This window comes from Streptomyces sp. NPDC032091 (genome assembly GCF_055580265.1).
In genome coordinates this window covers 381225-401026 of record NZ_JBVILR010000003.1, presented here as the reverse complement: position 1 = coordinate 401026, position 19802 = coordinate 381225, and the positions used below count along the sequence as shown (strand labels likewise).

Genomic DNA, 19802 nt, shown 5'->3' with positions numbered 1-19802 from the left:
CGGCGCACCCCGGGGCGCCCGGCGGCGCCCGGCGGCTCCCGGGGGTTCAGGCGCGGGGCCGGGCGCCGCCCGCGGTGCCCACGAGCGTCACGCCGGCCGCGCGCAGGTCCTCCAGGGCCTGCTCGGTGGTGTGGGGGGCGACGGCGGCCGTCAGGTCCAGCAGGACGCGGGTGGTGAAGCCCTCGCGGGCGGCGTCGAGGGCGGTGGCGCGGACGCAGTGGTCGGTGGCGATGCCGACGACGTCCACCTCGGCCACGTGCCGCTCGCGCAGCCACTGGGCGAGGCCGGAGCCGTTCTCGTCGGCGCCCTCGAAGCCGCTGTACGCGGCCTCGTACGCGCCCTTGTCGAAGACGGCGGAGACCGCCCCCGAGGCGACGGCGGGCGCGAAGTTCGGGTGGAACCCGACGCCCTCGGTCCCGGCGACGCAGTGCGGGGGCCAGGAGTTCTCGTAGTCCGGCTCCGCCGGGGGGAGGGCGAAGTGCGGACCGGGGTCGATGTGGTGGTCCCGCGTCGCCACGACGTGGCGGTAGCCGGGGGTGGCGTTCCCGATCAGCTCGGTGATCGCGGCGGCGACGTCGGCGCCGCCGGTGACCGCGAGGCTGCCGCCTTCGCAGAAGTCGTTCTGTACGTCGACGACGATCAGTGCGCGGTGCATGTCGCGTGCCCTTCGGCTCGGTATGGGTGGTCGTGCGGTGCGGTGCGGCGGGCCCTGCGGGTGCTCTTCCCCCACCCCGCCCCTTCCCGAAACGGGGGCCGGCCCCCACGGGGCCGCGCCCCGGACCCCGTTCCGTGCGCTCGCGCCCGGTGCGCCCGAACGCCGCGCGGGCCGTTCACGGCCGGGGACTACGCGTACTCCGTCGGGATCACCGGTTCGCCCCGGGAGAGCTGCGTCGCGGACAGGGGGAGACCCGCGCGGGCCGTGCGGTGGCGGGTGCGGGCCGCGTCCAGGGGCTCGCGGGCCACCACCTCGCCCGCCTTGACCAGCTGGACCAGCAGCTGCCGGTCCGCCAGGGCCGTCGGGACCGGCCCGGTGCCGACCACCTCCGCCTCCGCGACACCGTCCGCGTCCAGCCGCCGCGCCGCCCACTTGCGGCCGCCGACCGAGGTCTTCCCGCCGGAGGACTTCTTCGCCACCGGCACCAGCGGAGCCTTCGGGTCGGCCGACTCCGCCCGCGCGACCAGCTTGTAGACCATGGAGCACGTCGGGTGCCCGCTGCCCGTGACCAGCTGCGTGCCCACCCCGTACGCGTCCACCGGCGCCGCCGCCAGCGAGGCGATGGCGTACTCGTCCAGGTCGGAGGTGACCACGATCCGCGTGTCCGTCGCCCCCAGCTCGTCGAGCTGCTGCCGCACCCGGTGCGCGACGAGCAGCAGGTCACCGGAGTCGATCCGGACCGCGCCCAGCCCCGTCCCGGCGACCTCCACCGCCGTGCGGACGGCCTCCGCGACGTCGTACGTGTCCACCAGCAGGGTGGTTCCGGAGCCCAGCGAGGCCACCTGCGCGGTGAACGCGTCGCGCTCGCTGTCGTGCAGCAGGGTGAAGGCGTGCGCGCTGGTGCCGACCGTCGGGATCCCGTACCGGAACCCGGCCGCCAGGTCGGAGGTCGAGGTGAAGCCGCCCACGTACGCCGCCCGCGAGGCCGCGACGGCCGCGAGCTCGTGCGTCCGGCGCGCCCCCATCTCGATCAGCGGCCGCTCGCCGGCGGCCGAGGCCATCCGGGAGGCGGCCGCGGCGATCGCCGAGTCGTGGTTGAGGATCGACAGGACGACCGTCTCCAGCAGCACGCACTCGGCGAAGCTGCCCTCCACCCGCAGCACCGGCGACCCGGGGAAGTAGACCTCGCCCTCCGGGTAGCCCCAGATGTCACCCGAGAAGCGGTACGAGGCCAGCCAGTCCAGCGTCCGCATGTCGACGACGGCGCGCTCGCGCAGGAACTCCAGCACGGCTCCGTCGAAGCGGAAGTTCTCCACCGCGTCCAGGACGCGCCCGGTGCCCGCCAGGACCCCGTAACGCCGTCCCTCGGGCAGCCGCCGGGTGAAGACCTCGAAGACGGAGCGCCGGTCGGCCGTGCCGTTGGCCAGGGCGGCCTGCAGCATCGTGAGCTCGTAATGGTCCGTGAAGAGCGCTGTCGACGGCACGTCCACCGGCAGGCCCAGGTCCGCAGGGTTCATGTCAGGGATGCTAGCGCACATTTCGTCAAAGTGACGAGATGTAGGCCGGCGGGCGCTCCCGGAGGGGGCCCGTTTGTGCGACGGGCCTGCCGCAGTGGCAGCATGGGACAAGTGAGTGTTGCTCCGATTGAGATCGAACGGACCGAATCGGCAGAGGAGACCTTCGCGGTCCCGGAACCCGACGTCCCCTGGGTGACCCTGGTCCACAACGACCCGGTCAACCTCATGAGCTACGTGACGTACGTGTTCCAGGCGTACTTCGGCTACCCCAAGGACAAGGCGACCAGGCTGATGCTCGACGTCCACAACAAGGGACGGGCGGTCGTCTCCAGCGGCACCCGCGAGGAGATGGAGCGCGACGTGCAGGCCATGCACGGCTACGGGCTCTGGGCGACCCTCTCGCAGGACCGCACCTGATGGGCGGCGTGTTCGAGCCCCTGAAGGGCGGCGGGGCCGCCGTCGCGCTGGACGAGATCGAGATCTCCATCCTGCGCTCCCTCGCGGTGCAGCTGCTGGAGCTGATCGGCCCCGGCGAGCCGGAGCCCGCCGAGGACGCCGACCCCCTCGCCGTGCTGTTCGCCGCCGAGGGGCCCACCGAGCCCCCGTCCGACCCGGCCCTGGCCCGGCTGTTCCCCGACGCCTACGGGGGCCCCGGCGCGGGGCCCGGCGAGGACCCGGAGGAGCTGCGGGCCCGCTCGGCGGAGTTCCGCCGCTTCACCGAGAACGACCTGCGCACCCGCAAGCGGGAGGACGCGCTGGCCGTCGTACGCAGCCTCGACGCGCTCACGCCGGCCGGTGACGGCGCGGCGGTGCTGGAGCTGGACGGGGAGCTGCCGCTGCGCTGGCTCGGCGCCCTCAACGACCTGCGGCTGACCATCGCGGCCCGGCTGGAGATCACCGAGGACGAGCAGAGCTCCGAGCTGTACCGGCTGCCGGACGACGACCCGCGCAAGCCGATGGTGATGGCCTACCTCTGGCTCGGCGGCCTGCAGGAAACCCTCGTCGAAACCCTCTGAGGATCCTCAACCGCGGACACTGTTCGCTCAGCGGACGCTCAAATCCGGATAACGATCAGATCACCGCCATGCGGTGATCTGATTGGTTCTGCGTCATATGTCCGCATTTACCCGGGCACTGTGTCATCTTTCGGCCCTTCCTCCACCCGTAAGCGCGTGATAAATCTTCACGACCGCCGCCGGGACGCCACCCATGTCCCCCGGCCCGCTTGAACCGGCTGACCGCCGGGTGCAACTCCATCCGTATCCGGGGGGATCGAGGACCCGATCCGCAGCCGTTCGAGGCGCGGGTCGGCGTGGAGAAAGGCGCACCAAACATGACCTCTGTGCAGGTCGAGCAGCACGACAGGACGCCCGGCGAGGGCGCGCAGGGCGAGGGCGACGGCGAGGGTTACCACCGCGCGCTCGGCGCCCGCCAGATCCAGATGATCGCGATCGGCGGGGCCATCGGCACCGGCCTGTTCCTGGGCGCGGGCAAGGCGATCTCCAAGGCCGGGCCCAGCCTGATCCTGGCCTACGCGATCGTCGGCCTGGTCATCTTCTTCATCATGCGGGCCCTGGGCGAACTGCTCATGTACCGCCCCGTCTCGGGCTCCTTCTCCGACTACGCCCGCGAGTTCCTCGGCCCGTTCTGGGGCTACGCCACCGGCTGGACGTACTGGCTGTTCTGGGTCGTCACCGGCATCACCGAGGTCACCGCCGCCGCGAAGTACATGTCGTACTGGACGCACGACAGCTTCCCGCAGTGGGCCTACGCGCTGATCTTCACGGTCATCCTCTACGCCGCGAACCTGATCTCCGTGAAGCTCTTCGGCGAGCTGGAGTTCTGGTTCTCCATGGTCAAGGTCACCGCCATCGTCGGCATGATCCTGATCTGCGCCGGCATCCTCACCGTCGGCTTCTCCGACGCCGCCGCCGGCGCCTCGGTCTCCAACCTGTGGAACGACCGCGGCTTCTTCCCCAACGGCATCGGCGAGACGCTGATGACCCTCCAGATCGTCGTGTTCGCCTTCCTCGCGGTCGAGCTGGTCGGTGTCACCGCCGGCGAGTCCAAGGACCCGGCGAAGACCCTGCCCAAGGCCATCAACACCGTGCCGTGGCGCATCGCCGTCTTCTACGTCGGCGCCCTCATCATGATCATGTCGGTCATCCCGTGGTCGAACTTCAAGGCCGGCGAGAGCCCCTTCGTCCTCGCCTTCGAGAAGATGGGCCTGGGCGTCGGCGCCGCGATCGTCAACTTCGTCGTCCTGACCGCCGCCCTGTCCTCCTGCAACTCGGGCATGTACTCCACCGGCCGCATGCTGCGCGACCTCGCGCTCAACGGCCAGGGCCCGAAGTTCTTCATCAAGCTGACCAAGACCGGCACCCCGCTCGTCGGCACCACCTTCTCCGCCGCCCTCATGCTCGTCGGCGTCTGGATCAACTACGTCGCCCCCGGCAAGGCCTTCGACTACGTCGTCTCCTTCGCCACCATCTCCGGCATGTGGGCCTGGATCGTCATCCTCGTCTGCCAGATCCGCTACCGGGCCAAGGCCGACCGCGGCGAGCTGCCCCAGTCCACCTTCCGCACCCCCGGCGCGCCGTACACCAGCTGGTTCTCGCTGGCCTTCATCGGCATGGTCATCGTGATGATGGCCCTCGACGCGGACTCGCGCGTCTCGCTGTACTGCGCCCCGCTGTGGGGCCTGATCCTCGGCGTGTCCTACCTCGTCCTCAAGGCCCGCAACCCCAGCGGCGCCGCGTTCGCGAAGGCCTCCAGCTCCTCGTAGCCCGGGCCGCACGCCCCGGATCCCGGCCGCCCGGCACGGCCGGGAACCGAACTCCCCCGGACCTTGTGTCCACCATGCGGGCCCTCCTGTACCACGCCTCGGTACGGGAGGGCCCGTCTGCTTATCCTGTGGCCCATGCTGACCCTCACCCAGGCCCTGTACGACCAGATCGTCGAACACGCGCGCAAGGACCACCCCGACGAGGCGTGCGGCGTCGTGGCCGGCCCCGCGGGCACCGGCCGCCCGGAGCGGTTCATCCCGATGCTCAACGCGGCCCGCTCGCCCACGTTCTACGAGTTCGACTCGAAGGACCTGCTGAAGCTCTACCGCGAACTCGACGACCGGGACGAGGAGCCCGTGATCGTCTACCACTCGCACACCGCGACCGAGGCCTACCCCTCGCGCACGGACGTCACCTACGCCAACGAGCCCGGCGCCCACTACGTCCTGGTCTCCACGGCCGACGCCGACGGCCTCGGCGAGTTCCAGTTCCGCTCGTACCGGATCGTCGACGGCGTGATCACCGAGGAAGAAGTGCAGGTCGTCGAGGCCTACTGACCACGATGTGAGCGGCAGACGTCCACGATGCGGGATCACACTCCAAACGGGGGACCGGGAATCGTTAACATGACCGCATGGTTTCCCACGACGTGAGCATCGAGACGCCCGGCAGGCTGCTGCTCGTGGCGCGGCTGCACGTCGACCTGTGCCGCCTCGCCAGCGCCATCTGTCCTGCCGCCTGAGCACCACGGCCCCGCGCGCGGGCCGCTCGCGAGCGCGCCCTCTTCGCTTCTCCTGCCCCCTCCTCCTTCACGACAGACACTGGAGCCCGCTGCCATGGCCATCGAGGTCCGCATCCCCACCATCCTCCGCACCTACACCGACGGCGAGAAGGCCGTGACCGGTCAGGGCGCCACGCTCTCCGAGCTGTTCGCGGACCTGGAGACCCGACACAAGGGCATCGAGGAGCGCATCGTCGAGGGCGGCCAGCTGCGCCGCTTCGTGAACGTCTACCTCAACGACGAGGACGTCCGCTTCATCGACGGCATCGCCACCGCCCTCAAGGACGGCGACAGCGTCACCATCCTCCCGGCCGTGGCCGGCGGCTCGAAGTAATGCGGTACGACTCCCCGCTCGCGGCGGTCGGCAACACCCCGCTGGTCCGCCTCCCGCGGCTGTCCCCCTCGGAGGACGTCCGGATCTGGGCCAAGCTGGAGGACCGCAACCCGACCGGCTCGATCAAGGACCGCCCGGCGCTCCACATGATCGAGCAGGCGGAGAAGGACGGCCGCCTCTTCCCCGGCTGCACCATCCTGGAACCCACCTCCGGCAACACGGGCATCTCGCTCGCGATGGCCGCGAAGCTCAAGGGCTACCGGATCGTGTGCGTCATGCCGGAGAACACCTCTCAGGAGCGCCGGGACCTTCTCGCGATGTGGGGAGCCGAGATCGTCCCGTCACCGGCCGCGGGCGGTTCCAACACCGCGGTACGGGTGGCGAAGGAACTGGCCGCCGAGCACCCCGACTGGGTGATGCTCTACCAGTACGGCAACCCGGACAACGCGGGCGCCCACTACGCCACGACCGGCCCCGAGATCCTCGCGGACCTCCCCTCGGTCACCCACTTCGTGGCGGGCCTGGGCACCACGGGCACCCTGATGGGCGTCGGCCGCTACCTGCGCGAGCACGTGCCCGGGGTGAAGATCGTGGCCGCCGAGCCGCGGTACGACGACCTCGTCTACGGCCTGCGCAACCTCGACGAGGGCTTCGTCCCCGAGCTGTACGACGCGTCGGTCCTGACGACCCGCTACTCGGTGGGCTCGGCCGACGCGGTGACCCGCACCCGGGAACTCCTCCAGCAGGAGGGCATCTTCGCGGGCGTCTCCACGGGCGCCGCCCTGCACGCGGCGATCGGCGTGGGCCGCAAGGCGGCCGCGGCCGGGGAGTCCGCCGACATCGTGTTCGTCGTGGCCGACGGGGGCTGGAAGTACCTCTCCACCGGCGTCTACACGGCGGCGACGACGGAGGAAGCGATCCAGGTCCTCCAGGGCCAGCTCTGGGCTTAGGCCGTCTCTTCCGGATCTTGCTCCCCCAGCTACCGCTGGGAGGTGCCCCCAGGCCCGCGCCGCCCGGCACCGCACCTCGCCGCCTTGGCGGGGCACCAAGTACGTCCGGTACGGCGGCGCCCCGCCAAGGCGCCGATGCACGGCACCGGACGACGCGGGCTTGACCGGCAAGATCCAAAAGAGACGGCCTAGGCCGGATACCGCGTTCCGGGGCGGAGCCGCAGGGAACGGGGGAAGGGCGGGGAGGGGACCGGCTCCGCCCGGCGGCAGCCGCCCGACGGCGTCACTGCGCCAGGTGCTCCGCCAGGATCGCGGCGTGGCTCGCCGCCGGGTCGCGGACCGCCGTGAGCAGCGTCATCGGCCCCGCCCCGGCGAGGACGCGCAGCCGCTCCAGCTCCGCCACCGCCCCCGGCTCCGCCAGCTCCGCCTCGTACCGCGCCCGGAACTCCTCCGCCGGGCCCCCGTCGTGGAACCACTTCCGCAGCTCCGCGGACGGGGTCACCGCCTTCGGCCACTCGGCCGCCGCCGCCGCCTTCGACAGCCCGCGCGGCCACAGCCGGTCCACGAGGACCCTGACGCCGTCCGCCCCCGGCTCGGGCGGATCGTAGACGCGCCGCAGCCTGACGTTCCTCATCCGCCGCCGCCTCCCAGCCCCTTGGCCTCGTCCCACAGCACCGGGTCCAGCGTCCCCAGCCTGCGCCGGAACTCCCACACCGAGACCTCCTCCTGCCGGTCCGCCTCCAGGAAGCCGCCGCGGCCCCCGACGCCCACCATGCCCGGCGGCAGCGGGATGACCCCGGGCCGCCGGTCGTCGTACTTGCCCACGATCCACGCCACCCGCGCCGACTCCCGGTGCGGCCGCGCCGACAGCACCAGGCAGGGGCGCCCGTCGGCCAGGCTCCACAGCTCGCCGGCCCGCACCCGCGGCGGCGGCCCGAGCCCGTGCGGCGGCGCGGGGGGTGCGCCCGCCCGTCTCCTGACGTGCCGGGGGAGCAGCACCACCCCCACCACGGCGACCGCCGCCACCACGGCGAACCACCAGGACGTGTCCATGGACCGACCGTAGCGGCGACGGCCGCCTCCGGCGCGGCAGCGACGCGGCAACGCCCGTACCCCTCGTCGCTCCCCTGGGTGACAGCACAGGTGATTCCTCCCACAACGGCCTGCCGCGGAGGAGCGACCGGAGGTTTCGCGCCTTACGCTCGACGCACGCACGGCCCGCACTCCGTCCACGGACCGTCCACGGAGGTTCACGCTCCATGAAGCTCACCGTCGTCGGCTGTTCGGGATCGTTCCCGTCCGCGGATTCGGCTTGTTCGAGCTATCTCGTCGAGGCCGACGGCTTCCGGCTGCTCCTCGACATGGGCAACGGCTCCCTCGGCGCGCTCCAGCGCCACTGCGGTCTCTACGACCTCGACGCGATCTTCCTGAGCCATCTGCACGCCGACCACTGCATCGACATGTGCGCCTACTTCGTCGCCCGCTACTACCGGCACGAAGGCGGCCGCTGCGGCGCCCTCCCGGTGTACGGGCCGGAGGGCACCGAGCAGCGCCTGACGACGGCCTACGAGGACGTCCCGGACGAGCGGTCGATGAGCGAGGTCTTCGACTTCCGGACCCTGAAGTCCGCCGCGTTCGAGATCGGCCCGTTCACGGTCCGCACCGAGCGGGTCCGCCACCCGGTCGAGTCGTACGGGATCCGCGTCGAGCACGGCGGTCGGGTGCTGGCGTACTCCGGGGACACCGGAGTCTGCCCCGAGCTGGGGATGCTGGCCGAGGATGCGGACCTGTTCCTGTGCGAGGCCTCCTTCACGCACGGCAAGGAGGCCATCCCGGACCTCCACCTCAACGGCCGCGAGGCCGGCGAGTACGCGCGCGCCGGCCGGGTCGGACGGCTCGTGCTGACGCACATCCCGCCGTGGACGGACGCCGGGCAGAACCTCGCGGACGCCCGCGCGGTCTACGACGGCCGCGTCGACCTCGCGTACGCCGGGGCCGTCTACGAGGTCTGAGAACGACGGAGCCCCCGCCTCCCTTCCGGGAGAGCGGGGGCTCCGTCGCGTAGTTGCCGCCTACGAAACTTCGAGAGCTGCCGCGGGACCTACTTCGCCTCGGCCTTCGCCAGCTCGGCGAGCTCCTCGTCGGACTCGCGGCCCGGCGTCGGCAGGTTCCACTTGGTGATCGCGAAGCGGAAGATCACGTAGTAGAGCGCCGCGAAGCACAGGCCGACCAGTGCCAGGCCGGCCGGGTTGGTGGCCTTGCCGAGGTTCAGCAGGTAGTCGATGGCGCCGGCGGAGAAGCCGAAGCCGTCCTTCATGCCGAGCGCCCAGGTCAGGGCCATGGAGACACCGGTCAGGACCGCGTGGACGGCGTAGAGCACCGGCGCGATGAACATGAAGGTGAACTCGATGGGCTCGGTCACGCCGGTGACGAACGAGGTCAGGGCGAGGGAGAACATCATGCCGCCGACGACCTTGCGGCGCTCGGGGCGGGCGCAGTGGACGATCGCCAGGCACGCGGCCGGCAGGGCGAACATCATGATCGGGAAGAAGCCGGTCATGAACTGTCCGGCGCTCGGGTCGCCGGCGAGGAAGCGGGCGATGTCGCCGCTCTTGCCGTTGTACTCGCCCGCCTGGAACCACGGGAAGGAGTTGAGCAGGTGGTGCATGCCGACCGCGATCAGACCGCGGTTGGCGACGCCGAAGATGCCCGCGCCGACGGCACCGGAACCGACGAGCCACTCACCGAAGTTGTGCAGACCGGTGCCGAGGACCGGCCAGATGAGACCGAAGACGATGCCGATCAGCAGGCCGGCGAAGGCCGAGAGGATCGGGACGAGGCGGCGGCCGCCGAAGAAGCCCGCCCACTCGGGCAGCTTGGTCCGGTAGAACTTCTGGTAGATCAGGGCGACCACGAGGCCCATCACGACGCCGCCGAGGACCTTGGCGTCGACCGGGGCCTCGACGTTCACGATCTTCCCGTCGATCACCTTGGCGACCTTGGGGAGGTTGGAGTCGGTGAACGTGGCGAGCACGTTCTTGAAGACCAGGTAGCCGGTGACGGCGGCGAGGGCCGTCGAGCCGTCCGACTTCTTCGCGTAGCCGATCGCGATGCCCACGGCGAACAGCAGCGCCATGTTGTCCAGGATCGCGCCGCCGCCCGCGGACATGTAGCCGGCGATCTTGTTGATGAACTCCGGCATGGAGGCCGAGCCCAGCATGTCCTTGTCGCCGAGACGGACGAGCAGTGCGGCGGCCGGCAGCACCGCGACGGGGAGCATGAGGCTCCGGCCGATGCGCTGCATGACGGCCATCACGCCAGCGCCCTTCTTCTTCTCCGCAGCGATCGCTGTGGACATGGGCTTCCTCCAGTGGGCAAGGCGCAGCCAGGGGACAGGGGAAAATGGGGTGGCGGCGTCTCGGAAGAGACCACTGGCTGCTCGGCAGCGGCATGGTCTACACCATTAGGTGGTGTAGACCAGTTGTAGCACGGTCGGGGTTAGATAAGGAACCTTCGATTTTGTGTGGCCTACGCCACAGGAAGAAGGGCCTCCGGATCGCTGGATCCGAAGGCCCGGGCCTTGTGTCACAAGGCGGTTCGCGCCGAGGTCTACCCGTCGGCTCTACGCCCTGGTGTTCTCCGCCTGCATCGCCGCGATCTCCTCGTCCGACTCCCGCCCCGGCGTCGGGATGTCGAACGCCGTGATCGCGAAACGGAACACCGCGTAGTACACGACCGCGAAGCACAGCCCGATCGGGACGATCAGCCACGGCTTCGTCGCCAGCCCCCAGTTGATGACGTAGTCGATCAGACCCGCCGAGAAGCTGAACCCGTCGTGCACCCCCAGCGCCCACGTCACCGCCATCGACACCCCCGTCAGCACCGCGTGCACCGCGTACAGCAGCGGCGCCACGAAGAGAAAGGAGTACTCCAGCGGCTCCGTGATCCCCGTGACGAACGAGGTCAGGCCCACCGACAGCATCAGCCCCCCGACCTCCTTGCGCCGCAGCGGCTTCGCGCAGTGCGTGATCGCCAGCGCCGCCGCCGGCAACGCGAACATCATGATCGGGAAGAACCCGCTCAGGAACAGCCCCGCATCCGGGTCACCCGCCAGGAACATGTTGATGTCCCCGTGCTTCACCACCCCCTCCGGCGTGGTGAACGAACCGAACTGGAACCACACCGGCACGTTCAGGAACTGGTGCAGCCCGATCACCAACAGCGCCCGGTTCGCCACACCGAAGATCCCCGCACCCCACGCGCCCAGACCGATCAGCCAGTCCGAGAAGTGCTCCAGCCCGGCACCCACCGGCGGCCAGACCCACAGGCACACCACCGCGAACGCGATCGCCACGAACGCCATGATGATCGGGACCAGCCGGCGCCCGTTGAAGAACCCCAGCCAGTCCACCAGCTTCACCCGGTGGTACCGCTGCCAGAACCACGCCGCCAGCAGCCCCATCACGATCCCGCCGAACACCCCCGGATTCTGGTACGTGTACCCCGCGAAGGTGTCCGCCGACGTCAGGCACCCGCCCCCGATGTCCCGGGTCCCCTCCGGACACTTCTTCGGGAACGCGTGCAACACCCCCCGGTAGACGAGGAACCCCGCCACCGCCGCCAGCGCGGTCGACCCGTCCGCCTTCTTGGCCATCCCGATCGCCACACCCACGCAGAACAGCAGCGGCAGCCCCAGATCCGGGTCGAGCAGCGCCCCGCCCGCCCCCGCCATCACCTTCGCCACCGACGCCCAGTCCAGCCCGTCCCTGCCGAACACGTCCGGCTGCCCCAGCCGGTTGAGGATGCCCGCCGCCGGCAGCACTGCGATCGGCAGCTGGAGGCTGCGCCCCATCTTCTGCAACCCCGGGTACAGGCCGCTCCACCACTTCGGCTGCGGCGCCGCCTCGGCACTGCTCGCGCTCATCCGCGTCCTCCCTGGGCCGGCCCGTTTTGGCAGTCGCAGTACGTGCGGCACACTGGTGTAGACCAGTTGTGGGCAGGCTGCTGCTGATCGTCATCATTCGGCAGACGCCCCGCTCCTGCTCGCGTAGATAGGCCAACCGTGAGCTACCGTGACGAAGCGGGCGCGGCTGGTCACGGCCGCCGAGACTCGTTCTTCGCCACACTCAGGGAGAAACACATGGCCACCAAGGCTGAGAAGATCGTCGCCGGGCTCGGCGGAATCGAGAACATCGAAGAGGTCGAGGGCTGCATCACCCGCCTGCGCACCGAGGTCGTCAACCCCGACCTCGTCGACGAAGCCGCCCTGAAGGCCGCCGGCGCCCACGGCGTCGTCCGCATGGGCACCGCCGTCCAGGTCGTCATCGGCACCGACGCCGACCCGATCGCCGGCGAAATCGAAGACATGATGTGAACCGCCCCCGCCGAGCATGACCAGGACCCCGTACCGGCCCGACCGGACGGGGTCCAGCCGTACCCCCACTCGACTAGGCTCACCACCATGTCTCGCATCGACGGCCGCACGCCCGAACAGCTCCGCCCGGTCACCATCGAACGCGGATGGAGCAAGCACGCCGAGGGCTCCGTCCTCATCTCCTTCGGAGACACCAAGGTCTTCTGCACCGCCTCCTTCACCGAAGGCGTCCCGCGCTGGCGCAAGGGCAGCGGCGAAGGCTGGGTCACCTCCGAGTACTCGATGCTCCCCCGCTCCACCAACACCCGCGGCGACCGCGAATCCGTCCGCGGCAAGATCGGCGGCCGCACCCACGAGATCTCCCGCCTCATCGGCCGCTCGCTGCGCGCCGTCATCGACTACAAGGCCCTCGGCGAGAACACCGTCGTCCTCGACTGCGACGTCCTCCAGGCCGACGGCGGCACCCGCACCGCCGCCATCACCGGCGCCTACGTCGCCCTCGCCGACGCCATCGCCTGGGGCCAGAAGAAGAAGCTCATCAAGGCCGGCCGCAAGCCCCTGACCGGCACCGTCGCCGCCGTCAGCGTCGGCATCGTCGACGGCGTCCCCCTCCTCGACCTCTGCTACGAGGAGGACGTCCGCGCCGAGACCGACATGAACGTCGTCTGCACCGGCGACGGCCGCTTCGTCGAGGTCCAGGGCACCGCCGAGGGCGAGCCCTTCGACCGCAAGGAGCTCAACGCCCTCCTCGACCTCGCCGCCGGCGGCTGCGCCGACCTCGAAGCCCTCCAGCTCGGCGCACTGGACCTCCAGCTCCCGTAGCAACCGCGCGCGGCGGGCCCGCGTCTACGCCGGTACGGGCGCACGGTCACACGGCCGCGCGCCCGTGCCCGTGCCGTGCCGTGCCCGTGCCCGTATCCAGACCCCCGGGGGACCCACGTGAACCTCACCCAGCCCAGACTCCGGCTCGCGGCCCTGGCCCTCACGGCCACCCTCACCGTCCCGGCGCTCACCTCCTGCGACGCCCTCTCCACCGCGATGGACTGCGCCAACACGGCCGTGGCCATAACCAACGGCGTCAACAACCTCCAGCAGGCCGTCTCCAACGCCGGCAACAGCGTCCAGGACACCCAGAACGCGCTGAACCAGATCGACACCGACCTGAAGAAGATCAAGGACCAGACCGGCAACGCCGACCTCGGCAAGGCCGTCGACTCCATGACCACGGCCGTCAAGAACGTCCGCACCTCCGTCGAGCAGGGCAACGCCGCGCCCGACATCAAGCCGGTCGCGGACGCGGCGGCGGAGATCTCCAAGGTCTGCACCCCGGGATAATGACGGCATGACCCGCCTGATCCTCGCCACCCGCAACGCGGGCAAAGTCACCGAACTCCGCGCCATCCTCGCCGACGCCGGCCTGCCGCACGAGCTGGTCGGCGCCGACGCGTACCCCGAGGTCCCGGACGTCAAGGAAACCGGCGTCACCTTCGCCGAGAACGCCCTCCTCAAGGCACACGCCCTGGCGCAGGCCACCGGCCACCCCGCCATCGCGGACGACTCCGGCCTGTGCGTCGACGTCCTGGGCGGCGCCCCCGGCATCTTCTCGGCCCGCTGGGCCGGCGCCCACGGCGACGACCGGGCGAACCTGGAACTCCTCCTGAACCAGCTCGGCGACATCGCCGACGGCCACCGCGGCGCCCACTTCTTCTGCGCGGCCGCCCTGGCCCTCCCGGACGGCACCGAACGCGTCGTCGAGGGCCGCCTCCTGGGCACTCTCCGCCACACCCCGGCGGGCGGCGGCGGCTTCGGCTACGACCCGATCCTCCAGCCGCTGAACGACACCCGCACCTGCGCGGAACTCACCCCGGCGGAAAAGAACGCCATCTCCCACCGCGGCCAGGCCTTCCGAGCCCTGATCCCCATCCTCCAGGACCTCCTGGGCTGACCCGCCCCGCGCCCCCGGACAGCCCGAAGGCCCCGCACGCGGCTGCGTGGGGGGCCTTCGGCGTGCGTGCGGTTGGGGGGACTCGAACCCCCACGGGTTTTACCCCACTGGGACCTAAACCCAGCGTGACTGCCTATTCCACCACAACCGCGACAGTTCGGGCAATTCAGACATTGCCCTTGATTGGCTCCGCTCAGTCTACGGCGGAGGGTGCCCGCAGGGCGACAGGGTCCCGTCGCCGCCTTCCACACCAGGTGTCGGTGAGGGAATGGCAGTTGGGGCACAGGTAGCGCAGGTTCTCGCGCCGGTTGTCGCGCCAGTCGCCGCTGATGTGGTCGATCTGGAGGCACATCGGGCGGCCCGGCCATTCGCCGGGATTCCCGCAGTTGGCGCAAGCGTAAGGGGCGCCGGCCTCCTGCAAGGCCCGGTGGAGCCGGGCGCGGTTGGTTCGAGGGGAGCCCTCCGGCAGTACGAGCAGCGCTTCGGGTGCGACGGGCTTCGCGGTCGATGCGCGTGCCCACGACCGCCGCTTGAAGTGGCCGACATCGAGTCCCAGTTGGGTCACGCGTCTACGCACCCGGCAGGTACGGCGATCCGCAGAGCCTCCTCGGAGATGGCCAATCGGGAGTTCCGGAAGTGACCGGTGTCGATGCGATGCTGCTTGAGCAGGCGTCCGAGTGAGGCACGGGTCCGGCCGTCGTCCGAGATGCCCAAGGCGCGCGCAACGCCCCGGATGCTGTCGGCTGAGGCTGTCGCAGCGGCAAGTTCGGCCGCCGTGAAGGACAGGTCGGTGCCGACTCGCTTCGCACTGGGGAAGTGGCTGATGTCGATGCCCGCCGCCGCGATGCGGCGTCCGATGTGAGACAGGGTGCCGGTGGCGGGTCGAGCGCCCAGCTTGGCCCCTCCGTTTCCCGGACACGTGTTCGTGGCTCTCGTACGGAGTAACGAATCGATATGCGAGCCGTTACGTCCGATAAGCGGAACGGCCCGCACCAGGAGGGTGCGGGCCGTTCCGTGGGGCCGGGCGGGGGTCAGATGCCCAGGTCCTTGATGATCTTCGCTACGTGGCCCGTCGCCTTGACGTTGTAGAAGGCGTGCTCGACCTTGCCCTCCTCGTCGACGACCACCGTGGAGCGGATGACCCCGGTCACCGTCTTGCCGTACAGCTTCTTCTCGCCGAAGGCCCCGTACGCCGCCAGGACCGCCTTCTCCGGGTCGCCGACCAGGGTGACCTTCAGGTGCTCCTGCTCGCGGAACTTCGCGAGCTTCTCCGGCTTGTCCGGGGAGACCCCGATGACGTCGTAGCCGGCCGTGGCCAGGACGTCCAGGTTGTCCGTGAAGTCGCAGGCCTGCTTCGTGCAGCCCGGGGTCAGGGCCGCCGGGTAGAAGTACACGATGACCTTGCGGCCCTTGTGGTCGGCGAGCGAGACCTCGTTGCCGTCCGCGTCGGGCAGGGTGAAGGCGGGGGCGATGTCGCCCGGCTGGAGTCGCTCGCTCATGTCAGTGCTCTCCTCGGGAGGGGATCCGTACGGCATGAGCCTAAGCTGACTGAGCTGACAGACTGTCCATGACGGATCAAGCCCTTACAGACGAGACACGACGACGGAGGCAGCGCGGTGCCGGAAGCCAGGACCCCCGCACAGATCGAGGCGGACATCGTCCGCCGCCGCGAGCAGCTCGCCGAGACGCTCGACGAGATCGGCGTGCGCATGCACCCGCAGACGATCATCGGGGACGCGAAGGCCAGGGTCGCCTCGACGGTCGACCACACCGCCGGGCGTGCCGTCGCGGCCGTGAACCGGTTGATCACGGACGTGAGGGACAGCCTGCGCCACGAGGACGGCGCCCCGCGCTTCGAGCGGATCGCCCCGGTCGCGCTGGTCGCGGTCGGCGTGGTGGGGCTGCTCGTGGTCTCCGCGCGCCGCAAGCGGTGACGCCCGCGTGATGGCGACCCTCAGGAGCGCGCGGCGCGCGCCGGCAGGTAGGTTCGTGGCGTGAGCGAGAACACCACCCACGACAAGCTGCCCATCCGCATGCTCCACGACCGCGTGCTCGTGAAGTCCGACACTCCCGAGGGCGAGCGGCGCTCGGGCGGCGGGATCCTGATCCCGGCGACGGCCGCGGTCGGCAAGCGGCTCGCCTGGGCCGAGGTGGTCGCGGTCGGGCAGAACGTGCGGAGCGTGGAGCCGGGTGACCGCGTGCTGTACGACCCCGAGGACCGCGCCGAGGTCGAGGTGGGCGGGGCGACGTACGTGCTGATGCGCGAGCGGGATCTGCACGCCGTGGCGGCGGAGCGGCTGGAGGGGTCGAAGGACTCCACCGGGCTGTACCTCTGAGGCTCCGCAGGGCCGGGAGAAGGGCTGGTGACCATGGTCACCGGCCCTTTTGCACGCCCTTTGCTACGGTGGTGGGGAACCGCCCCGACGAGACGCGCCGTACCGGGTAGCTGGACGCAAAGACGACGCACCCCGTTCGCTCTCGTTCCGGAGGTGCCGTCATGGCCTGGGTTCTTCTTCTCGTCGCCGGTCTGCTCGAAGTCGGCTGGTCGATCGGCATGAAGTTCACGGAGGGCTTCACCCGGCTGTGGCCGTCCGTGTTCACCGGTGCCGGGATCGTCGCCAGCATGGTGCTGCTGTCCTACGCGGCCAAGACCCTGCCCATCGGTACGGCGTACGGCGTGTGGGTGGGCATCGGCGCGGCCGGTGCGGCGGTGCTCGGCATGGCGGTGCTGGGGGAGCCCGTCACCGCCGCCCGGATCTTCTTCATCTGTCTGCTGCTGGTCGCGGTGGTGGGGCTGAAGGCCACCTCCGGGCACTGACGGTCGTCCCGTTCCGGCCGGTCATTCGAGGAACAGCGAGGGCGGGCGGCGGCGCGGGGTGAGGCCGCCGGTGGTGGTTTGGCCGCCGGTGGTGTCGCCGCCCGTGGTCTGGCCCCCGGTGGTCTGGCCGCCGGTGGTCTGGCCGCCGTTCGTCTGCCCGCCGGTGGTCTGGCCGCCGTTCGTCTCGCCGCCCGTGGTCCGGCCGCCGTTCGTCTGGCCGCCGTTGTTCTGGCCGCCCTGGTTCTGGCCCCCGTTGTTCTGGCCGCCCTGGTTCTGCCCGCCGTTCGTGCGGCCGCCGTCGGGCGGGGTCGGCGGGCTGGGCGGGCCGCTCTGGTCCGGCAGCCACGGCGGGCGGCTGCCCTGCGGCTGCTGCGGGGTGCTGGGCTGGACCGGTGGCGGGGGCTGGGCCGCGCCCGGCTGGAGGTCCAGGTCGAAGTCCGCCGGCTCGGTCCCCTCCAGGGCCTTCTTCGTGTACGCGGCCCAGATCCGCGCCGGGTAGCCGCCGCCTCCGAGGCGGGGCTCGCCCAGGGCCCCGTACAGGGACTGGAGGGTGCCGGTGTCCGGGTCCTGGCCCATGATCGAGACGACCGTCACCAGGTCCGGGGTGTACGCCGCGAACCAGGCGGCCCGGTCGAGCTCGGCGGTGCCGGTCTTGCCCGCCGCCGGGTGGCCGGCCGCGAGGGCCTCCGTGCCGGTGCCGTTGTCCACCACGCTGACCAGCATGGACGTGGTCGTGTCGGCCGCCTCCCGGGAGACGGCCTGCTGGGGGGTGCGGTCGGGCAGGTGCAGGTCGTGGTCCTCCTTGCTGATCTTCTCCACGAGGGTGTACGGGGTGCGCTTGCCGTGGTCGGCGAGGGTCGCGTACGCCTGGGTCATGTCCAGCACGCTGGCCTGCATGGTGCCCAGGGCCATGGCCGGGACGGCGTCGAAGTTCGGGGTGTCCTCGGGGATGCCGAGGTCGATCGCGGTCTGCTTGACCTTCGCCGTGCCGACGTCGACGACCATCTGGGCGAAGACGGTGTTCACGGAGAGGTCGGTGGCGGTGTTGACGGTGATCGGCCCGTACGACTGCTGGCCCTCGTTCTCGGGGGCGTAGGGGATGCGGGTGCCGACCACGCGGCGCCGGTTGTCGCCGTTGTAGACGGTGTTCGGGGTGATCCGGCGGCCGTCCTGCGTGCGGGAGTCGTTCTCGACGGCGGAGGCGAAGACGAACGGCTTGAAGGTGGAGGCCACCTGGTAGTCGTGCCGGGTCGCGTTGTTGACGTACTGCTTGGTGTAGTCGATGCCGCCGTACAGGGCGACGACCTTGCCGGTGGCCGGGTCGATGGAGACGCCGCCGGCGCGCACCACCTTGTCGGCCGGGCGGGCCGCCGGGTCGAGCTTGTCGACCATCTGCTTCTGGACGGCGTCGACGAAGGCGTTCTCGCGGCGCTTGTCGATGGTGGTGGTGATCCGGTAGCCGCCCTCGGCGAGGGTCTTCTCGTCGAGGATCCTGCGGTCGCTGAGGTAGTCCTTGACGGCCTCGACCAGGTAGCCGCGCTGGCCGGACAGTCCGGCGGCGGGGCGTACCTTGCCGGGCTCGGGGAAGGTCGCCGCGACCCGCTCCTGGGGGGTCATCCACTTCTTCTTGACCATGCCGTCGAGTACGTAGTTCCAGCGGGCGAGGGCGCGGTCGCGGCTCTGGGGGTGTGAGACGACGTCGAAGGCGCTGGGGGAGTTGAGGAGGGTGGCGAGGTAGGCGCCCTCGGGGGTGCTGAGCCGGTTGGCGTCCTTGCCGTAGTAGGCCTGGGCGGCGGCCTGGATGCCGTAGGCGTTGCGGCCGAAGTAACTGGTGTTCAGGTAGCCCTCGAGGATGTAGTCCTTCGACTTCTCGCGGCCGAGTTTGATCGCGATGAAGAACTCCTTGACCTTGCGTTTGATCGTCTGTTCCTGGCCCAGGTAGTAGTTCTTGACGTACTGCTGGGTGATGGTGGAGCCCGACTGCGTGCCCTTGCCGGTGGCCGTGTTCCAGGCGGCGCGGAGCATCGCCTTGGGGTCCACCGCCCGTTCGGAGTAGAAGTCCCGGTCCTCGGCGGCCAGTACGGCTTCCTGGACGCTCCGGGGGATCTGGGACAGCGGGACGTTGACGCGGTTGACCTCGCCGTCGCGGGCGAGCTGGGACCCGTCGGCGTAGAGGAACACGTTGGACTGGGCGGTGGCGGCGGCGTTGGCCGGGGGGATGTCGACCAGCAGATAGCCGGCGACGAGCGCGCCGCCGATCAGCAGGAGGAGCAGCAGGATCCCGCCCAGGACCATCCGCCAGGTGGGGACGAGGCGCCGCCATCCGGTGCGCTTGCGCTTGCCGCCGTTCCGGCCGCCGTTCTTGACGCCGTTCCGGCCGCCGTTCTTCTTCCCCTCCTGCGGGCCGCGCGCGTTCGGTGTGTCCGGGTCACGAGGGGTCCAGCCCGGGGGTGGTGACTGGTCGCTCATCTCCGGGACTCCTCGTGACCGTATGAAATATCCACATCTGTACCTCATGGTGTCTACCCGATGGCCGCTGATTCCGCTCCGGACGGGCATAAATCGGTCGCGTGGCTCGCCCCTCCGCACTAAGCTCGCGCGCTTTGGCCGACGTAGGAACGACGTGGGATACGGAGGGATAC

General features: G+C 70.6%; 24 protein-coding genes, 1 tRNA gene and 1 riboswitch. Of the genes, 15 read left to right on the top strand and 10 right to left on the bottom strand.

Features of this window, described 5'->3' with window-relative positions:
* Positions 1–46 precede the first annotated feature (46 nt).
* Both ACZ5NJ_RS07630 and ACZ5NJ_RS07625 read right to left on the bottom strand, forming a co-directional pair.
* Positions 47–655 (bottom strand): isochorismatase family protein, encoded by a 609-nt coding sequence (locus tag ACZ5NJ_RS07630; protein WP_468763768.1) that lies wholly within the window; start codon positions 653–655, stop codon positions 47–49.
* Positions 656–843: 188 nt separating this feature from the next.
* Positions 844–2172, bottom strand: coding sequence for a nicotinate phosphoribosyltransferase (locus ACZ5NJ_RS07625; RefSeq protein WP_468763767.1), 1329 nt, complete (start codon positions 2170–2172; stop codon positions 844–846).
* Between the two features lie 102 nt (positions 2173–2274).
* Between ACZ5NJ_RS07625 and clpS the strand changes: the two genes are divergently transcribed.
* The 7 genes from clpS to ACZ5NJ_RS07590 all read left to right on the top strand — a co-directional run bounded on the left by clpS (position 2275) and on the right by ACZ5NJ_RS07590 (position 7023).
* Positions 2275–2589 carry an ATP-dependent Clp protease adapter ClpS gene (gene clpS / locus ACZ5NJ_RS07620; protein WP_366452208.1) on the top strand — a complete coding sequence of 105 codons (315 nt, stop codon included), beginning with the start codon at positions 2275–2277 and terminating at the stop codon, positions 2587–2589.
* A complete protein-coding gene (locus ACZ5NJ_RS07615) occupies positions 2589–3188 on the top strand; it encodes a DUF2017 domain-containing protein (protein ID WP_468763766.1) in 600 nt (199 codons plus the stop codon). Before clpS ends, ACZ5NJ_RS07615 begins: the two co-directional genes overlap by 1 nt.
* 317 nt (positions 3189–3505) lie before the next feature.
* Entirely contained in the window at positions 3506–4957 is a 1452-nt protein-coding gene (locus ACZ5NJ_RS07610; protein ID WP_468763765.1) for an amino acid permease, read from the top strand.
* 135 nt (positions 4958–5092) lie between these two features.
* Positions 5093–5515: a M67 family metallopeptidase gene (locus tag ACZ5NJ_RS07605; RefSeq protein ID WP_468763764.1), complete on the top strand. Its 423-nt coding sequence runs from the start codon at positions 5093–5095 to the stop codon at positions 5513–5515.
* A 77-nt stretch (positions 5516–5592) separates the two neighbouring features.
* Positions 5593–5700 carry a putative leader peptide gene (locus ACZ5NJ_RS07600; RefSeq protein ID WP_311736929.1) on the top strand — a complete coding sequence of 36 codons (108 nt, stop codon included), beginning with the start codon at positions 5593–5595 and terminating at the stop codon, positions 5698–5700.
* 94 nt (positions 5701–5794) lie between these two features.
* On the top strand, positions 5795–6073 hold the full coding sequence (locus ACZ5NJ_RS07595; RefSeq protein WP_079427320.1) for a MoaD/ThiS family protein: 279 nt from the start codon (positions 5795–5797) through the stop codon (positions 6071–6073).
* The gene (locus tag ACZ5NJ_RS07590) at positions 6073–7023 is read left to right on the top strand and encodes a PLP-dependent cysteine synthase family protein (protein WP_468763763.1); all 951 of its coding nucleotides are present in this window, start codon (positions 6073–6075) and stop codon (positions 7021–7023) included. Before ACZ5NJ_RS07595 ends, ACZ5NJ_RS07590 begins: the two co-directional genes overlap by 1 nt.
* 283 nt (positions 7024–7306) lie before the next feature.
* Here ACZ5NJ_RS07590 and ACZ5NJ_RS07585 read toward each other — a convergent pair whose 3' ends face one another.
* Positions 7307–7657 carry a DUF488 domain-containing protein gene (locus ACZ5NJ_RS07585; protein ID WP_468763762.1) on the bottom strand — a complete coding sequence of 117 codons (351 nt, stop codon included), beginning with the start codon at positions 7655–7657 and terminating at the stop codon, positions 7307–7309.
* Positions 7654–8076 carry a hypothetical protein gene (locus ACZ5NJ_RS07580; protein WP_468763761.1) on the bottom strand — a complete coding sequence of 141 codons (423 nt, stop codon included), beginning with the start codon at positions 8074–8076 and terminating at the stop codon, positions 7654–7656. Before ACZ5NJ_RS07580 ends, ACZ5NJ_RS07585 begins: the two co-directional genes overlap by 4 nt.
* Positions 8077–8282: 206 nt before the next feature.
* Here ACZ5NJ_RS07580 and ACZ5NJ_RS07575 point away from each other — a divergent pair, with 206 nt between their 5' ends.
* The gene (locus tag ACZ5NJ_RS07575; protein WP_468763760.1) at positions 8283–9035 is read left to right on the top strand and encodes an MBL fold metallo-hydrolase; all 753 of its coding nucleotides are present in this window, start codon (positions 8283–8285) and stop codon (positions 9033–9035) included.
* A gap of 89 nt (positions 9036–9124) precedes the next feature.
* Here the strand turns inward: ACZ5NJ_RS07575 and ACZ5NJ_RS07570 are convergent, their stop codons facing one another.
* Both ACZ5NJ_RS07570 and ACZ5NJ_RS07565 read right to left on the bottom strand, forming a co-directional pair.
* Positions 9125–10381 carry a PTS transporter subunit EIIC gene (locus ACZ5NJ_RS07570; protein ID WP_468763759.1) on the bottom strand — a complete coding sequence of 419 codons (1257 nt, stop codon included), beginning with the start codon at positions 10379–10381 and terminating at the stop codon, positions 9125–9127.
* 264 nt (positions 10382–10645) lie between these two features.
* On the bottom strand, positions 10646–11947 hold the full coding sequence (locus tag ACZ5NJ_RS07565) for a PTS transporter subunit EIIC (RefSeq protein WP_468763758.1): 1302 nt from the start codon (positions 11945–11947) through the stop codon (positions 10646–10648).
* A 138-nt stretch (positions 11948–12085) separates the two neighbouring features.
* Between ACZ5NJ_RS07565 and ACZ5NJ_RS07560 the strand changes: the two genes are divergently transcribed.
* The 4 genes from ACZ5NJ_RS07560 (at position 12086) to rdgB (ending at position 14342) form a co-directional block, all read left to right on the top strand.
* Positions 12086–12397 carry a PTS sugar transporter subunit IIB gene (locus tag ACZ5NJ_RS07560; RefSeq protein ID WP_468763757.1) on the top strand — a complete coding sequence of 104 codons (312 nt, stop codon included), beginning with the start codon at positions 12086–12088 and terminating at the stop codon, positions 12395–12397.
* Between the two features lie 87 nt (positions 12398–12484).
* On the top strand, positions 12485–13219 hold the full coding sequence (gene rph / locus ACZ5NJ_RS07555; protein ID WP_100863588.1) for a ribonuclease PH: 735 nt from the start codon (positions 12485–12487) through the stop codon (positions 13217–13219).
* A 117-nt stretch (positions 13220–13336) separates the two neighbouring features.
* Positions 13337–13732, top strand: a complete 396-nt coding sequence (locus ACZ5NJ_RS07550; RefSeq protein ID WP_468763756.1) for a hypothetical protein — start codon at positions 13337–13339, stop codon at positions 13730–13732.
* Positions 13733–13739: 7 nt separating this feature from the next.
* Complete coding sequence (gene rdgB, locus ACZ5NJ_RS07545; protein WP_468763755.1) at positions 13740–14342, top strand: RdgB/HAM1 family non-canonical purine NTP pyrophosphatase; 603 nt, start codon at positions 13740–13742, stop codon at positions 14340–14342.
* Positions 14343–14409: 67 nt separating this feature from the next.
* Here rdgB and ACZ5NJ_RS07540 read toward each other — a convergent pair.
* From ACZ5NJ_RS07540 to bcp, 3 genes are all read right to left on the bottom strand, one after another.
* Positions 14410–14493, bottom strand: a tRNA-Leu gene (locus ACZ5NJ_RS07540).
* Between the two features lie 42 nt (positions 14494–14535).
* Positions 14536–14694: a hypothetical protein gene (locus tag ACZ5NJ_RS07535; protein WP_468763886.1), complete on the bottom strand. Its 159-nt coding sequence runs from the start codon at positions 14692–14694 to the stop codon at positions 14536–14538.
* Between the two features lie 679 nt (positions 14695–15373).
* The gene (bcp, locus tag ACZ5NJ_RS07530) at positions 15374–15841 is read right to left on the bottom strand and encodes a thioredoxin-dependent thiol peroxidase (protein ID WP_468763754.1); all 468 of its coding nucleotides are present in this window, start codon (positions 15839–15841) and stop codon (positions 15374–15376) included.
* Between the two features lie 117 nt (positions 15842–15958).
* Here bcp and ACZ5NJ_RS07525 point away from each other — a divergent pair, with 117 nt between their 5' ends.
* The 3 genes from ACZ5NJ_RS07525 (at position 15959) to ACZ5NJ_RS07515 (ending at position 17160) form a co-directional block, all read left to right on the top strand.
* Entirely contained in the window at positions 15959–16276 is a 318-nt protein-coding gene (locus ACZ5NJ_RS07525; protein WP_468763753.1) for a DUF3618 domain-containing protein, read from the top strand.
* A 60-nt stretch (positions 16277–16336) separates the two neighbouring features.
* Positions 16337–16678 carry a GroES family chaperonin gene (locus tag ACZ5NJ_RS07520; RefSeq protein WP_468763752.1) on the top strand — a complete coding sequence of 114 codons (342 nt, stop codon included), beginning with the start codon at positions 16337–16339 and terminating at the stop codon, positions 16676–16678.
* 65 nt (positions 16679–16743) lie between these two features.
* A riboswitch (guanidine-III (ykkC-III) riboswitch) is annotated at positions 16744–16810 on the top strand.
* Positions 16811–16839: 29 nt separating this feature from the next.
* Positions 16840–17160 (top strand): DMT family transporter, encoded by a 321-nt coding sequence (locus ACZ5NJ_RS07515; protein ID WP_030158619.1) that lies wholly within the window; start codon positions 16840–16842, stop codon positions 17158–17160.
* Between the two features lie 21 nt (positions 17161–17181).
* Here the strand turns inward: ACZ5NJ_RS07515 and ACZ5NJ_RS07510 are convergent, their stop codons facing one another.
* Complete coding sequence (locus ACZ5NJ_RS07510) at positions 17182–19629, bottom strand: transglycosylase domain-containing protein (protein WP_468763751.1); 2448 nt, start codon at positions 19627–19629, stop codon at positions 17182–17184.
* Positions 19630–19802 lie beyond the last annotated feature (173 nt).

Excerpts from the sequence above, each read along its gene's own strand:
- ACZ5NJ_RS07630 (WP_468763768.1), bottom strand. The coding sequence starts at position 655 with ATGCACCGCGCACTGATCGTCGTCGACGTACAGAACGACTTCTGCGAA.
- ACZ5NJ_RS07625 (WP_468763767.1), bottom strand. The coding sequence starts at position 2,172 with ATGAACCCTGCGGACCTGGGCCTGCCGGTGGACGTGCCGTCGACAGCG.
- clpS (WP_366452208.1), top strand. The coding sequence starts at position 2,275 with ATGGGACAAGTGAGTGTTGCTCCGATTGAGATCGAACGGACCGAATCG.
- ACZ5NJ_RS07615 (WP_468763766.1), top strand. The coding sequence starts at position 2,589 with ATGGGCGGCGTGTTCGAGCCCCTGAAGGGCGGCGGGGCCGCCGTCGCG.
- ACZ5NJ_RS07610 (WP_468763765.1), top strand. The coding sequence starts at position 3,506 with ATGACCTCTGTGCAGGTCGAGCAGCACGACAGGACGCCCGGCGAGGGC.
- ACZ5NJ_RS07605 (WP_468763764.1), top strand. The coding sequence starts at position 5,093 with ATGCTGACCCTCACCCAGGCCCTGTACGACCAGATCGTCGAACACGCG.
- ACZ5NJ_RS07600 (WP_311736929.1), top strand. The coding sequence starts at position 5,593 with ATGGTTTCCCACGACGTGAGCATCGAGACGCCCGGCAGGCTGCTGCTC.
- ACZ5NJ_RS07595 (WP_079427320.1), top strand. The coding sequence starts at position 5,795 with ATGGCCATCGAGGTCCGCATCCCCACCATCCTCCGCACCTACACCGAC.
- ACZ5NJ_RS07590 (WP_468763763.1), top strand. The coding sequence starts at position 6,073 with ATGCGGTACGACTCCCCGCTCGCGGCGGTCGGCAACACCCCGCTGGTC.
- ACZ5NJ_RS07585 (WP_468763762.1), bottom strand. The coding sequence starts at position 7,657 with ATGAGGAACGTCAGGCTGCGGCGCGTCTACGATCCGCCCGAGCCGGGG.
- ACZ5NJ_RS07580 (WP_468763761.1), bottom strand. The coding sequence starts at position 8,076 with ATGGACACGTCCTGGTGGTTCGCCGTGGTGGCGGCGGTCGCCGTGGTG.
- ACZ5NJ_RS07575 (WP_468763760.1), top strand. The coding sequence starts at position 8,283 with ATGAAGCTCACCGTCGTCGGCTGTTCGGGATCGTTCCCGTCCGCGGAT.
- ACZ5NJ_RS07570 (WP_468763759.1), bottom strand. The coding sequence starts at position 10,381 with ATGTCCACAGCGATCGCTGCGGAGAAGAAGAAGGGCGCTGGCGTGATG.
- ACZ5NJ_RS07565 (WP_468763758.1), bottom strand. The coding sequence starts at position 11,947 with ATGAGCGCGAGCAGTGCCGAGGCGGCGCCGCAGCCGAAGTGGTGGAGC.
- rph (WP_100863588.1), top strand. The coding sequence starts at position 12,485 with ATGTCTCGCATCGACGGCCGCACGCCCGAACAGCTCCGCCCGGTCACC.
- rdgB (WP_468763755.1), top strand. The coding sequence starts at position 13,740 with ATGACCCGCCTGATCCTCGCCACCCGCAACGCGGGCAAAGTCACCGAA.
- ACZ5NJ_RS07535 (WP_468763886.1), bottom strand. The coding sequence starts at position 14,694 with ATGTGCCTCCAGATCGACCACATCAGCGGCGACTGGCGCGACAACCGG.
- bcp (WP_468763754.1), bottom strand. The coding sequence starts at position 15,841 with ATGAGCGAGCGACTCCAGCCGGGCGACATCGCCCCCGCCTTCACCCTG.
- ACZ5NJ_RS07515 (WP_030158619.1), top strand. The coding sequence starts at position 16,840 with ATGGCCTGGGTTCTTCTTCTCGTCGCCGGTCTGCTCGAAGTCGGCTGG.
- ACZ5NJ_RS07510 (WP_468763751.1), bottom strand. The coding sequence starts at position 19,629 with ATGAGCGACCAGTCACCACCCCCGGGCTGGACCCCTCGTGACCCGGAC.